The 15,717-nt window shown below is 47.4% G+C and carries 2 protein-coding genes; both read right to left on the bottom strand.

What is annotated here, in order from left to right; all coding sequences use genetic code 11:
* Positions 1-5 precede the first annotated feature (5 nt).
* Positions 6-11,078, bottom strand: a complete 11,073-nt coding sequence (locus KTO58_RS28700; protein WP_095836111.1) for a non-ribosomal peptide synthetase — start codon at positions 11,076-11,078, stop codon at positions 6-8.
* Between the two features lie 23 nt (positions 11,079-11,101).
* A complete protein-coding gene (locus KTO58_RS28695; protein ID WP_095836112.1) occupies positions 11,102-15,709 on the bottom strand; it encodes a non-ribosomal peptide synthetase in 4,608 nt (1,535 codons plus the stop codon).
* Between the last annotated feature and the right edge of the window lie 8 nt (positions 15,710-15,717).

Raw genomic sequence — 15,717 nt, 5'->3', positions numbered from 1 at the left:
CGTTATCAGAATTCGAAGTCTATGTTACTGAGACTGGAAGTGATTTGTTCTCGTTGGGCACGGTCGTCGTCCTGCGGGATAGCTTCTCCGCCGGGTAACAGTTCTGCCAGCCGGATATCGCGGATGAGCAAATCAGGACGGTTAATGATCAGCTGGATCAGCTCCTGGTAAAGCAGTTGTAATTGTTGTATCGTACTTTCAAAGAATAAAGTCTTATCATACGTCCAGTTACAGAGTATACCATTTTCCTGCTCCAGGCACGACAATGCGAGATCAAACTGGGCCGGTTTAGGAATCGCTACGTCGCAGGCCGTCACCCGAAGTCCATAAAAGTCTAGGGGCGCATCCATACTGTTCATCTCGAAAACAATATGCAGCTGGTAGTTCTTATTTCCACCAGCTTTATTGCTGCTCATCAATGCTTCCAGCGGATAGTCCTGATTTTCCAATGCCTGAAGGAGTTCTTCCCGTGTAGTAATCAGGAAGTTCTTTAATGTCTTTTCCTCTGCCGGACGGCTTCTCACAGGCACCGTATTTACAAAAGCACCTATCATATTTTTCGTATCAGGGTGCTGACGTCCCAACGCGATCGTCCCCAGCAGGAAATCCTGCAGCCCTGTCAGCCTGCCCAATAAAATGGCATAAGCACTAAAAAGCAGATGGTACAGTGTGATATGTTGTTGCCGGCAGTAGTCTTCCATACGTTTGGAGAGTATGGGAGGAAGGGTATGCAGTGCACTTCCCTCATATGGCACTACGCTCTCGTATAGGTAGTCTCCAGGTAATCTCACCGACGTAACCGTATTATCAAAAACACTTTTCCAATATGTTTCTTTCTGGTTGCTTTCAGGATTATTCATTATCTGCTCCTGCCATATTACGTAATCCCCATACTGTATTGCCAATACAGGAAGTAATGCCGGCACTCCGGTTACCATTCCTGCATATAGGGATAGTAGCTCGCGTATAATGATACTGGTAGACCATTCATCTGAAATGATATGATGCATATTGAACAGAAAGAGATGTTTTTCCGCTGACAGCCGAAGTAATTTCGTTCTTATCAACGGCCCTTGTGCGAGGTCAAATGTAGTTGCAGCATGTGTTATGATCTCGTTATCGATTTGCAATGCATGTGCATCTTCCGGCATTTCAGCCAGCTCCATCTGGTATAATTTGCCATCAGCCGGCAGGATCACCTGCACCGGCATATCTACCTCGATGCTGATAACAGTACGCAATGAAGCATGTCTCTCTATCAATTGATGATAAGCCTGCTGTAAGGCTGTTACGTTCAACCTTCCTTCCAGCAGGAAAGCCGCTGGTATATGATAAGCTTCTTTACGACGTTCCATTTTATCTTCCAGCCAGAACTTCATCTGCGCATTTGACAATGGATACCATTCCCGGGAAGTAACCGGAGTAATCGCTTCGTATATACGTCTTCCCGGCTGTGCCAACACATGAGACATCGCGCGGATAGTAGGTTGCATGAACACATCCTTCATCTGTATGGTCCGGCGTAATTTTTCCGCCACGGCAAATACCAGTTGAACGGCCTTCAGTGACTGCCCACCCAGTGTAAAGAAATTTTCCTGGACACCTATCTGCTCTTTGCCCAGTACTTCCTTCCATATTTCCCGCAGGCGTTCTTCCTCAGGAGAAGCCGGTGTGACATCACCCGCTGTTTCACCTATCAACTCTTCTATGGCCGGCAGCAGACGGCGATCTACCTTACCATTGCTACTGAGGCTGACCGTTGTAACGAGTGCGAATAATGCGGGGATCATATAGTCCGGTAAAAAGGTGGCGGCATGTGTCCGTAGAATGGTATCTTCTATCGGCTCTGCTGCTTTATAATACACTACCAATAGCTGTTCTTTCCGGCTATCCACTTTCACATCGGCCCAGGCATCATCCACCGCAGGGAGTTGTCTCATTACCGCCTCGACCTCTTCCAGGCTAATGCGGTACCCCCTTAGCTTTACCTGTCCGTCTTCCCTTCCCATATATGCCAGCATACCACCCTGTAACCACTTCACCCTGTCTCCTGTTGACAGCAACCTCCCATATATACCGGAGGGATGCTGATAAAAGCGGCGTGCACTGAGTGCGGTGTCATTATAGTATCCTGCAGCCACACCCGGACCACCGATAAACAGCTCTCCTTCCATACCGGATGGCAATAACCGGCCATACCTGTTCATCACGAAACATTCCACGTTAGGTAATGGCTTCCCGATAGGGACCTGCGTAATAGAGCTGTAATCACCATGTAAACGGGCATCATAAAAAGTGGAGTCGATAGTAGCTTCCGTTATTCCGTAGCTATTCAGTATTCTCGCGTGATGTCCGTATCGATGCTGCAACAACATATAATCTGCAGTCATGCACTTGTCTGATCCAAGGATCAAATATTTCGCAAAACTAATATCCTTACCTTCTGAATACAGGTGCTCCAGCATTGGCAACATCAATGAAGGAGTCGTTTCAAATATAGCAATCTGCTGTTCATAATAAAGTGCAGCCAGTGTCGGTATAGCCATACGCTCCGCAGTGGTTGCAATCACCAAGGTGCCCCCGCTTAAAAGGCTGCGGCATACATCCCCGCAAAACACATCAAAACTGATACTGGCTGTTGATAATAAACGGACCGGAAACGCATACAGCTCATAGCTGTGTAACCATCCGTCCGCTGCATTCAGTAATGCGGAATGGTCAATCATCACCCCTTTAGAACGGCCACTGGAACCGGAAGTATAAAGTATATAAGCGAGATCTGTACCGGCAGGAGCATTATTTTGTAACAATATGGGATCTATCGGGAAGGTGCCGGTCATCAACTCCTCCCATGTAAGCTGCTTACAGTCCGCATCTACTACGCCATCAGTGATCAGCATCGTGATATCTGCATCCAATAAGTATTGGCGGATGCGCTCCTTGGGATAGCTGGCATCGATTGGCACATATACACCACCCATTTGCATGATCCCCAGCATAGCGGCAACCACACGTTCGCTCCTGTCCATTAGCAGCCCGATCTTATTTCCTTTCCTGGCTCCCTGATGTAAGAGGCAAGCACTCACCCGGGTCTGCAATGCTTCCAGCTGCTGATAGGTAAGATATTCCTTTCCACAAACAACGGCGGTATGTCCGGGCCACTTGCTTGCCTGTACCTGCCAGCGATCCAGAATGGTATCTGCAGAAGGGAATTCCACCGGATGGCTCCCCATAGACTGCAACGCATATCTTTCCTGCTGTGTTAGGCATTCCAACGTCATTAAAGGTGTATCAGGATGCTCCAGGATGGTATCCAATAATACCGAATAATGACCTTGCATTGCCGCTACGGTTTGCTCCAGGAACAAGTCGCTGTTATACTCCGTATAGACACCTAATTGCCCATTTTCCAAAGCAAATGTCAGCGTCATATCAAACTTGCTGATGAGAAAATCCGTATCCATCCTACGTACGTCAGGTATACGCCGTTGCAGTACAGCACCATCATCATAAAAATCCACCATGATATCGAACAAAGTGGCACGGTTCAGTATACGGGCAGGGTTTAACTCTTCTATCAGTTGATCAAAAGGATACATACCATGTTCCTGTGCTTCCAGCATCGTTTCTCTTACTTTAGATAACAACGCGGTAAAACTATCCTGGTGAGAAAAGCGGGTACGTAGTACTAAGGTATTGATGTATAATCCTACCTGCTGGTTAAGATCAGGATGTGTCCGGCCGTTCACCGGCATTCCTAACAGGATATCCTGTTGACCGGTGTAATAATGCAGTAAAGCTTTCAGTGCTGCGGTCAGCAACATAAATAAACTGACACTCTGTTGGCGGCTGAGAGCCTGCAAACGATGCAGCTGTTCCTTCGGAAATGCATAAAACAGCTCACCCCCGTTAAACGTCTGCATAACAGGACGCCTGTGATCTGTTGATAACTCCAGTACCGGCAGCTCACCTCCCAATTGATGCAACCAGTAATGGCGATGTACATCTGCCTCCGCCAGTTGTTGTTGCTGCCAGCTAACGTAGTCCTTGTACTGAAGTGCCAGTGTATCGGTTGTATCAGCGGAGTTATTGCAATAATTCCGGTAGGCACCCAATAATTCCTGCTGAAGTACTTCCAGTGACCAGCCATCACAAACGATATGGTGTACATTCAGGTGTAACACCCAAGTGTCCAGTTCTTCTATAGTGACAGCGTTGATCCGCCACAATGGACCATGTACCAGATCAAATGGTTGCAATACGGCAGCTTCGATACGCTGTTTTACTATTGTCTCCCATGTAGCTGCGGGTATGTTGTCGATACTAAGCTCCGGCACGCAATTTTCCGCAGGAAGAATTTGTTGATATATTGTTCCTTCCTGTTCTTTAAATACGGTCCGTAAACTCTCATGTCGTTGCTGTACATACTGTATACTTTGCCTTAAGGCGGCATGATTCAGTGTATCATGACTGATTATCAAAGTTGCGGGCATATGATATGCCTGAGACATTTCCGTGATCTGCCCTAACGTCCACAATCTCTTTTGCGCAGCTGATACCGGGTAATACTCCTGTACTGCGACGGTTGCTATTGGTATATAGGATGTTCCTTTTTGCTGCGGCGAAAAATGTTCCAGCAAACTGCTGATAGTAGGATGAAGAAACAGATCACGCAAGGAGGGCTCTATGGATAACGTACGTCCCATTTCCATCAGCATGCGAACAGCTTTAATGGAATGGCCGCCCATTTCAAAGAAGTTATCATGGACGCCTATGGCTTCACGCCCCAGTATATCTTCCCATATGGCGGCCAATGTTTTTTCAGCAGCAGTAACAGGCACCTGATAGTTGGCTGTCCTTACAATATCAGTCAACGGATCAGGTAGGCGTTTCCTATCCACTTTACCATTACTATTAAGCGGTATGCTCTCCAGGCGAACAAAGACAGCCGGTATCATATATCCGGGTAACCATCTGCCGAGAAACTGACGTAATGCGGCAAGGTCCGTGGAGACTTGTTCTACTATATAAGCGGCGAGGAAAGTATCCCCTTGTGAGGTGCATGGTATTACTACGGCATCGGTGATATCCGGATACTTCAACAAGGTGTTCCTGATCTCTCCGGGTTCGATACGATACCCTTGCAATTTTATCATATCATCCTTACGGCCTTTTATCTCCAACATGCCGTTGGCATGCCAGCGGCCCCTATCACCGGTTTTGAACAGCCGCTCACCCGGCAGATACGGATCTGCCATAAATTTTTCAGTGTTCAGCGCTGCCTTGTTCCGGTAGCCGATAGCGACACCAGTACCACCGATCACGACTTCACCAAATACACCATCAGGTACTATATTTCCCGCATCATCCAGTATATAGACCGTGGTCCGATGTATAGGCCTACCAACAAAACTGCTTTCCTCACTCCGGCGGATCTTTTGTATGGCAGACCAGATAGTGGTTTCTGTGGGTCCATACATATTCCATACTTCCCGGCAATACGCCAATAACTGCCCACCAAGGTTACAGGATACCAATTCTCCCCCTATCAGTGCTTTTACATTGCTGAGCAGGAGCGAGCAGTTTTTCACTATCAGCTGCCACATTGCCGGAGTGCTCTGTATGATAGTAGGCTGTGTGGTCTGCAGGTAATTAAAGAAGGCCTCCCCACCGGGCAATACTGCCGCGGATGGGATGACGACCCTGGCACCGGCACATAGCGGCACAAACAGTTCCAGCACAGATATATCAAATGTATAGTTGGTTACCGACAGCACGATATCGGATGATGATATTCCCGGTTGCTGCAGCATGCTGCTACAAAAATTAGCCAACGCGCTATGTGGTACCTCCACCCCCTTGGGCGTACCTGTTGTACCAGAAGTATAAATCAGGTAGGCCAATACTGACGGGTCATTTACCGGCATATCGGTAGCAAAGGATTGCCCAACTACTGGCGTAAAATATACATCCATGCCGGTCATGTACGCAGCAGCAGCATGGCTTTGTTGTGAAAGACAAGCTACGGCGCCACTATCTGCTGCGATGAATGCAAGTCTGTCGGAAGGCCAGTGCACATCTGCGGGTACATAGGCTGCTCCTAAGCGGAAGAGAGCGATCACCGCTGCTATCATGTCTGCAGAACGGTCCATCAGCAATAGTACTGTGTCGCCCCGGGATACCTTGTCGCGTAGCGAAGAAGTCCATCGATGACTCATTTCATTCAACTGACCATAGGTAATATCTCCTGTACTATCAGTAACAGCTATACCTTCGGCATCTAACGTTACCTGCCTGGCAAACAGTATATGTAATAATACATCCTCCGTAGTCGCAGGTGATGACAGTTTTTTTTGCTGTTGAATATCCAGAGCCGGGAGTAAGGCAGCACCAGCAATACTGATGGCTGGCTGCTGTAACAGGTTTGTGAGTATAGACATAAAACAGCGTATCATCCGCTGTATACTATCTGCTTCAAAGAGATCCCGATTATAGTTCAGTTCCAGCGTAATACCAGCAGTATGCTGTATAAAGCTCCAGGTAAGATCAAATTTACTAACGTTAAAGTCGGAACGGTATAAAGTTATCTGCATCCCGGGCAATTGCAATTCATTTTCCCGGTCTTCCTCCATTACTTCATACATCGCCATCATATCATACAGCGGTGTACGGGAGAGATCCCGCTGGAGTGCAAGTGTATCTACCAGTTCATCGAAGGGATATACCTGGTGGCGTTGTGCTTCGAGTAATACATCACGGGTTTGTTGTACCAGTCTGGTGAAAGTGGCGGTAGGATCGACCTCTATTAATAGGGGTAATGAATTAAAAAAGAGACCTACCATCTGCTGCATATCCGGATGCTCTCTTCCTGCGGATGGAGTGCCGATGACCAATGCCTCCTGACCGGTGTAGCGATACATCAGGGCTGCTATTGCAGCCAGCAATACAGTAAAGCGGCTACAATCCTGTTGACGGCTAAGCGATAGCACCTGTTCTACCTGCTCCGCCATCAGCGAAACAGTTATTGTATGCCCGGCGTAAGTTTTGACAGCTGGACGTTCATGATCTACCGGCAGGTCGAGCAAGGGGATCTCGCCACTGAACCGTTCCTGCCAGTAACGGGCTGCACGCCGGAATGGTTCTTCCTGTACGGCCTGTTCGTTCCAGTATACATAATCAATGTATTGAAGCGGTTCAGGTGTTAGTGCTACATTTTGTTGCTGTAATGCGGCGGTATACAAAAGATTGATCTCCTGTAACAGGATTTTGGCAGAGACACCATCGGATATAATATGATGCATGACATAGACGAAAGCATATTGAGCAGGTTCGCCCTTCACCAGGAAAATACGTAGCAACGGAGCGACAGAAAGATCTATAGCCTTTGCAGCTTCCTGTTCCAGCCAGTTTTCCATGTTTTGTTTCCAGTCGCCCACATGCGTATAATCATGCTCAAGCAATAGTTCACCAAGCGCTTCCAGCGGCAGTATTTCCTGCCGCAGTCCTGCTGTTGTCATCAGGAAGCGGGTCCTTAGTATCTGATGTCTCTGAAAGATGTTGATTACGGCGTATCGTAAGGCTGCGATATCCAGGTCTCCCTGCATGTAAAAGGCGCCGGAAATGTTATAGGCAGCACTGCTTTCGGCTATCTGCCCAAGTATCCACATACGCTGCTGTGCGTGGGATACGGGATGTAACTCCCCGGGCAGCGCTCTTGGAATGGGTGTATACACTGCGGCAACGGTAGTATCCATGATCTGTGCCAGCTGACGTATAGTAGGATATTGGAATACATGGCGGATATCCAGGGTGATACCTGTATCCTTAAACACTTGCGCTACCAGGCGGGTAGCTTTCAAAGAATGTCCCCCCTGATCAAAGAAGTTATCGTTTGCTCCTATAACAGGTTTATTCAGCAGTAACGACCACACTTCCGCCAGGTATTGTTCCCGTTGTCCGACAGGGGCTTCATAACTGGTATCCCGGTAATTGGCAGACAGTTGCATCAGTTTCCGGCGATCTATCTTGCCATTGTCCGTTAATGGCATATTATCCAATACCAGATAATGTTCCGGCACCTCATATACAGGAAGACGCTCTTCCAGCGAGGCACGTATATCCTGTATTTCCAGTGATTGTCCCTGTCGGGGGGTCACTACTGCCTGCAGGTAATAGTTGCCATTGGCGTCTGGCAGGGCGAGTATTTCGGCCTCTCTCACTGCCAGGTGCTGTAGCAGGTGAAAAGCTATCTCCTCCAGTTCGATGCGGTAGCCTCTTATTTTCACCTGTGTATCCCGGCGTCCGAAAAACTCCAGATTGCCATCCGGCAGCCAGCGACCGATATCTCCTGTTCTGTATATCCGGTAAGGATTACTGATATTCACAGGATCACTGATAAACGCCGCGGCTGTTTTTACAGGATCATTTAAATATCCTCTGCCGGTACAGATCCCAGTGACACATATCTCACCTTTCACACCTGGCGGACATAGCTGTCCTGCAGCGTCGAGTAGGTAGATCCTACAGTTGGGTAGTGGTCTACCTACCGGTACCCTTTCGGTCTGTACAGGCAGCTGTGTAATAAAATGTGTGATATCATCGGATGCTTCGGTAGGACCATACGCGTTGACAACAGCTATTTGTGGATAGTATTGCAGCCAACGATTGATCAGCTGCGGCTTCACTACTTCTCCTGTTACAAGCAGGTATTTCAGGCTGGCAGGTATCAAAGCGGGTCCTTTTCTGTCGATAATTTCCAGCATTTCCGACAGGTAAGAGGGGACTACTTCCAGTACGGTGACAGCATCGTTACGGAGTTGTTGCATCCAGCTCTCCGGCCGCATCAGTAAGGATGTATCATAAATAAAGGTGGTGCCTCCGAGGAAGAGTGCAGTAAACATCTGCCAGATCGATATATCAAAACTCTGTGACGCATTCTGGCTGATGCGCTCTACTGCTGTAAGAGAGAGGTCCGCAATTTTACCGCACAGGTGGTTCATCATCCCTGCATGTTCTACCATCACGCCTTTCTGCTCTCCGGTAGATCCTGAAGTATAAATGATATAAGCCAGGTCTTGCGAAGCAAGGACTGGCGTGTTGGCCTGCGTTACATTATCACGTAACGCAGAACGGTCATACTGGTACTTTTTGCGATCGTATAGACCGGAACGACAGCGTGTCTTGTCAATTTCCAACAGGGTATCATATCGATAATCTGTTAACTCATTACGTAATGTAGCATGCTTAGCCGCATGTGTCACGGAAAGGATCTCCGGGAATTGTTCCTGCAGATCATCAAAAAAGCTTCTGGCTACAAACAGCTCATCTTTCCAGTCCGTTTTGGTACGATAAATTCCGCCGCTATGAGCTGCTTTGAATTGTTTAAGTGCAGTAATCATTTCCTGCCGGCTATCGCTATCCATGATATCCCCAAGGAACAATACTGCTTTCGTACTACAATGTGCTATCCCTTTACAGATCACCTCCCTGAGATAATTATAGCCGTGAAAATTCTGGATCACGGAATTGATAATGATCACATCGAATGTACCGGCAGTTGCCAGCTGATCGATTTCGTGGGCTGCCATTACCTGTAAGGTGATATTATCCTGTATGCCCTGTTGCAACAGCTCCTGGTGATAGCGGATAATAGTCGCTGAAATATCTACAGCCACATAGTCCTTGACCAATGGGGCTATTTTATACATCGTCAGCCCGGATGCACACCCGATCTCCAATACACGTGTATGTGTTTTATGGAGGTAAGGCATTAACCGCAGGCGGGCATTCTCTGCATACTCCTCCATTTCTTCCTTGCTGAAAGGCAAGCCGGTAAAACTGTTATACCAACCTCCCATAGCGATAGGATCGGCAGACCGCTCTCCCATATATTCCCAGAGGCTCCGGTCCATCGATTCATTTTGTTGTTCAGGCTCAGCATACACATCATCTGTATCAATACAATACAGTATTTCAAGCGAATTGCATTCCCATTGCAGACAATGTGCCTCTTTTATATATTTTTTTCCCGTGATCAGCAGAGAGATACCGGCACCATCAATCTGTCCTTTAAGTTTTTCATGCGGATGATCGGGGTGTAAGGGAAGATACACACCGCCGGCCTGCCAGATAGCCATAACAGCGATCAGCATACGGGGACTTCTATCGAGATGTACGCCTATCATCGTTCCTACCCGACATCCACAATTTGTCAGGAAAGTCGTCTGTTCTACTACCGAATCACAAAAAGCAGCATAACTCCAACGCTCTTCATTGTATACTATCGCAATAGCATCCGGCTGCCGTACAGCCATATCTTTTATATACTCGAATATCCGCTTTGTGGGAACGGTCAGTTCATTACGGCCTGCCAGTGTATGTAACAAGTCCAGTTCCGGATCACTCAGGTACTGTAATTGTCCCAATGGCTTTTCCAAATCGACCATCGCCAGTTCCAGCAAGCGGGCCGTATGACTGAAGAATTGCCGGATGAGAGCTGTTTCGTAGCCATGCTGTTGACATACAAATTCACCGACTAGTTGCTGTCCATCGCGATAATAGTAAAATCCAATATCGGCCGGGTAACCGATAACTTCCGGTTTTCCACTGAAAAAGCCCACATGTGCTGCTTGTATCAGATTTTCTTCCAGATCGTTCGCTTTTAGTTTTTCTCTCAGCAATGATTCGTCTACCGGCAGATATTCCTGTACTTCTTTTAATGCCTGCTGTAGCAGCAGCAACGATTGTCTAAACCCCGTATTCCTGTCCGGGGATAATGATAAATAGAAACACCGGTCACTGGTTTGGCCAGGAAGGGTCGTCATAACGATAAATCTGCTACATTGGCTATAGCGGGCAAAGACCTGCGAAAAAGCCGATAGCAGACAGATATATAAAAGCTGTTCTTTTTCATTGCACAGTTTCCATACCTGGGACGTCACCTGCTCGGGGAACACAGTTTTTTCTGCATAGTGCCCCGTTTCCCCTGTAGATCCGGGGAAATCTGGTTTTTCTGTCCCGGTGCTCAATCGCCGGAACCAATATTCATCACTCAGGCCTTTTTTAATATCCTCGTTCATGAACTATACAGCATTATTGGTACTCAAATCGAAAAATTAAACAACTCGTCCTCTGGCATGTCTCTGGTACTTGCAGCAGGTGTTGTTAGGGTACGGACACATTCATTTATACGTTCTGGTAAGTACTCCAGCAGCTGAATGAGCTGATAACCGATCAGTGCAGCAGCATCTTCCCGGTACAAACTTTTATTGTAGATAAGAAGAAGACAGAGTGCTTCTTCTTTGATCTCAAAATTGAATTCTATGTCGAATAAGGCGCGTACATGATGTTCACGTATCATTTCCGATTGCAGTCCCTCCAGCTGCCAGGGGAGCTCGGTCGACTGATTACGGTAGTTATGATATTCTACATACACATTGATCAGGTCTTTGATAGCATGGTTACCTGCTGCATCAATATCCTCAAGCATCAGCAGGAACGGATACTCCTGCGCCTCAAAGGCCGCAAGTATATTACGGCTGATCTGTGACAGATTTTCTTTCAGGGACAGATCCGCATTTATCGTATTGAGTAAAGGCAATGTATTTACATAGAAACCTATTTGCTCTTCCAGCACACTGAGGTTCCGTCCGGATGCTGAGGTGCCGATCAGCAGTGTTCCGGCACCGGTGTATTGGTATAATATGAGGTTGACTGCGGCTATGGTAAGGTGAAACAATGTGATCCCTTCTTTAATACAACAGTCCTGCAACTGCTTTGTCAGCCCTGCAGATATAGAGAACTCCAGCGTCTCTCCTTCATATCTTCTATGTGACGGTCTTTTGAAATCCGGGGAAAATGTAGTGACAGGTAAAGTGCCACCAAGTGTGCACCGCCAATATTGTTGCTGTGCCTGTAATCGGTCTGAGGTGAGCTGCTGCCTTTGCCAGTAACAATAATCTTTGTATTGTAATGGCAATGCTGAAAGCGGCGTATGATCACCCGCTATCGCCTTATTATATAATCTGGCCAGGTCGATTCCGATAATATTTTTTGACCACCCGTCAGTCAGCAAGTGATGGACAGCATACAGGAAAACAAAAACCTCATCCTCCAGCTGTAACAAGGTTCCTCTGAATAACGGGGGCTGGTGTAGCTGAAATGGTGTGTCGGCTTCGCAGGCGGCTAACGTCAGCATAGTTGCTTCAGGATCTGCTTCAAGACGGAGATCGCGGAAAGATAAAGTATGGTCTGCAGCAGGATAAAATACCTGACGCAGCTGCCCCTCATGTTCGGTAAAGCATACACGTAGGATTTCATGACGGCTGATCAGCTGATCAGTTGCCCATTCAAAGGCGGCACGATCCAAAACACCCGTAAACCGGACAGCTGCTACCATTACATAGGCAGCACCTGTATCACTAAGTTTCTCTGTCAGCAGCAAACGTTGTTGTCCGAAGGATAATGCATAGTCGCTCGCAGGAGGAATAACCGGGATAGATAAGATAGCTCCACTATCTTCGAGGTGCTGGCTTCCTGATACGGCCTGTTGCAGGTATTGCAGATCGGGGTGACGAAACAGACCGGTAACGGGTAGTTCTACTTTTAATTCCTTACGGATCCGGTTTATCAGTTTTAATGCCCTTATGCTATCTCCTCCTTTTTCAAAAAAATTATCTGTCAGGGTATAATTATTTACCTGTAGTACTTCACACCATATCCGGCAAACCAGGTCGGTATCTGCTGTTAGTGGCAGAGCGTTAGCATCAGGTATAGTGGTCTGTATTTCTCTGGGGAGCGGAAGTGTTTTCCGGTTGATCTTTCCATGTGCCGTCAAGGGAAAGACTGGTAATTGCAGCAAATGTGCAGGAACCATATAAACCGGCAGCCGTGCCTTCAGAAATGCATAAAGGGCGGCTTCCGTTACCGTAGCAGTGGCGGTATAATAGCAACAGAGAGAGGGCATCCCGTTGGTATCTTTTATCACGGTGGCGACAGCCCGGGTGACAGCAGGATATTGTTCTGTCACCTGCTCGATCTCAGCCAGTTCTATACGGTAGCCTTTCAGTTTTATCTGATTATCGCGACGACCGATAAAATCAATCGTACCATCCGGTAACCAACGACCGGTATCTCCCGTTCTGTACATCGGCAGACCAGGTTGCCAGGGGTCAGGGGTAAATACTTTCAGGGTCGCGATCTGATCATTCATGTACCCTTTTCCTACACCTGCTCCTGCCACACATATTTCTCCTTTCATATAGATACCGCAACGCTGGTCGTGCCCGTTGACGATGTAGATACTCATATTGGGAATGGGTCTGCCAATCGGTATACTCTCCATCTGCACCGGCCCCGTTATCACATGGTGGGTAATATCATCAGCAGCTTCTGTAGGCCCATAGGCATTAATGACCGGAATATGCGGAAAGTGACCGAACCACCTGTTGACCAGCCGGGGTTTTAATTCTTCGCCTGTGACTACCAGGTATCTTACATCAGATAAAAGGGACGTCTGTACACCTGACAGATTTTCCAGCAACAGTTCCAGGTAACTAGGTACTACTTCCAACAAGGTGATCCCATCATTTGTAACACGCGACAGGAACAGCCCCATTTCCAGTATCGTTTCCTCGGTATAAATAATGGTCCTCCCTCCGTCCAGCAGTGCATTAAAGAGCTGCCACACAGAGATATCGAAAGAAGCGGAAGCATTCTGTGCGATCCTGTCGGCTGTGCCCAGGTTCAACAACTCTTTTTTTGCCAGCAGGTGATTCATCATACCATCATGTGTAACACATGCTCCTTTAGGTGTGCCTGTGGACCCAGAAGTGAATATGATGTACGCAGGATGCCCTGCTGTCAATGATACAGGAATATGGCTGCCATTTGCTCCTTCTTCAATAGCCGACAGTGGCCAAATGTTCACACCAGGCAGCGTCTCCCGACGAGCTGTCAGCCAAACATCATCCGCCAGTAAGAGACTTAACCCGGCAGTGCGTGCGATAGTGACTATCCTATCGGTAGGCAGCTGATCACTGAAGGGTAAATATATTGCCCCTATTTTCCAGATACCCAGTATCAGCGAGAGCGTATGTATGGATCGTGGCAACAGCAAGCCAACGATATCTCCCGGCTTTATCCCCTGCTTATGTTGCAGCCAGGCCGCCACATGATCACTATTGCTATCTAATGCAGTATAAGATATTGACATGCTCCCGCAGGTAGCAGCTGTCCTCTCGGGATATTGCCTTACGGCCTCCTCCCACGCGGTTGTGATCAATGCCTGAGAGGAAGGTAACATGCGGCCGGTATTCAATCCCGAAAACAATGCCTCTTCCTGCGGCAGCAGGTATGTTATAGCTGCTATATTACAAGCTTCACCGACCAGCTGCGTGGATACCAGTAATATCCGTTCCAGAAAATTATAGCCGTTAAAGTACCGGGTATTATAATCCAGGTGAAGTTCCAGCTGATCATGTGTGAATGCGATGCGGAACTCTATCTGATCTCCCATCTCATGATAGTGCTCTTCAAAATAGCTTTTATGACCGTCTATTGCGATCTCCCAGAATGGCTGATAATTATAGTATAAAGTGAGTGACTCCCCTGCCAGCAGACTATTCTGCGCCTTCATCGAGATAAAGCGATGACTACCCAGGCCGGATACCTGTGCGGCCAAGCCTGATATGATCTCTGCTGCTGCCGACTGTCCGTCGAACAGCTGGCCGGGAAAGATGACAGGAAAGATGTGATAGAAGCAACCTAAGGTCTGTTCATATGTCAGTGTACTACCCTCATGATGTACACGTCGCCCGCCAGCAAACGTACGGAGCGTAAAGTCGCCTGTGATATCAAACTGGTAACGGTATACGATGGCCAGCACAAGCATCCAGTAGTAGCTCTCCTTGATATTATGTTGCAGGCAATATGCCGCTACAGCTGCATGATGCGCAGCTGGTACGACAATCAGCTCGGATACAACCTGATCCTGCTGGGTGTTGCCATATTGCCCATCTGCAATATTGATTTCTGCTAATGCCTTTTTCCAGTAGTCAAGTGTAGCCGGTTTATCAAACAGATCCAAATGTACTGGTACATAGTTAAAGAAAGCATAGTCGATAGCTCCGTCCATCGGTATGTTCCGCAGGAGCTGGTAGTACCTGTTGCAGATCTTTTCCACGTATATCTTGCCACAGGAGCCATCTATCAATACATGGTGTATCCTGAACAGGACCACATAGCAATGCTGATTTATCTTTAAAAGGTAGTGATGTACGAGGGGGTGAGTCAGGTCCTGATCGGGAAATTGCATTTTTTGCACCAGGTCCCGGATATCTTCCCTGGCGGGAGATGAGGAGCTGTAGTCTACCAGTGTATATAAGGGTTGTGTATCCTTTACAGCGATCTGGTATACCTGGTCTTCTACAAATAGCAGTTTCGTACGCAATATGGGATTTTCATCCACGAATCCACGTAGGTTTTCCTGCCATAGCACCAGGTCGATTTCATCATCGATGATACCATACAATACCACCTGATGTCCTTTACCTCTGGGATTTTTTAACGCATCCAGATAGAGATCGCGTTGCGTAGTTGTCAGTGGTTCCACTGCGTCTATCGCTACATGATCTCCTAAAGTCGCCATGATAGCCCTCTTTTGGGCATCATCCACATACAGGGAGGTATGACAATCTATGAAATGCTCCATAGGTAGTT

It is taken from the genome of Chitinophaga pendula, assembly GCF_020386615.1.
GTDB classification, from domain to species: domain Bacteria; phylum Bacteroidota; class Bacteroidia; order Chitinophagales; family Chitinophagaceae; genus Chitinophaga; species Chitinophaga pendula.
The sequence above is the reverse complement of the archived record's forward strand: the minus strand, read 5'-3'. Positions and strand labels throughout refer to the sequence as shown.

What these genes read in the sequence shown, in the direction of transcription:
- KTO58_RS28700 (WP_095836111.1), bottom strand. Translation starts at nt 11,078, where the DNA reads ATGAACGAGGATATTAAAAAAGGCCTGAGTGATGAATATTGGTTCCGG.
- KTO58_RS28695 (WP_095836112.1), bottom strand. Translation starts at nt 15,709, where the DNA reads ATGGAGCATTTCATAGATTGTCATACCTCCCTGTATGTGGATGATGCC.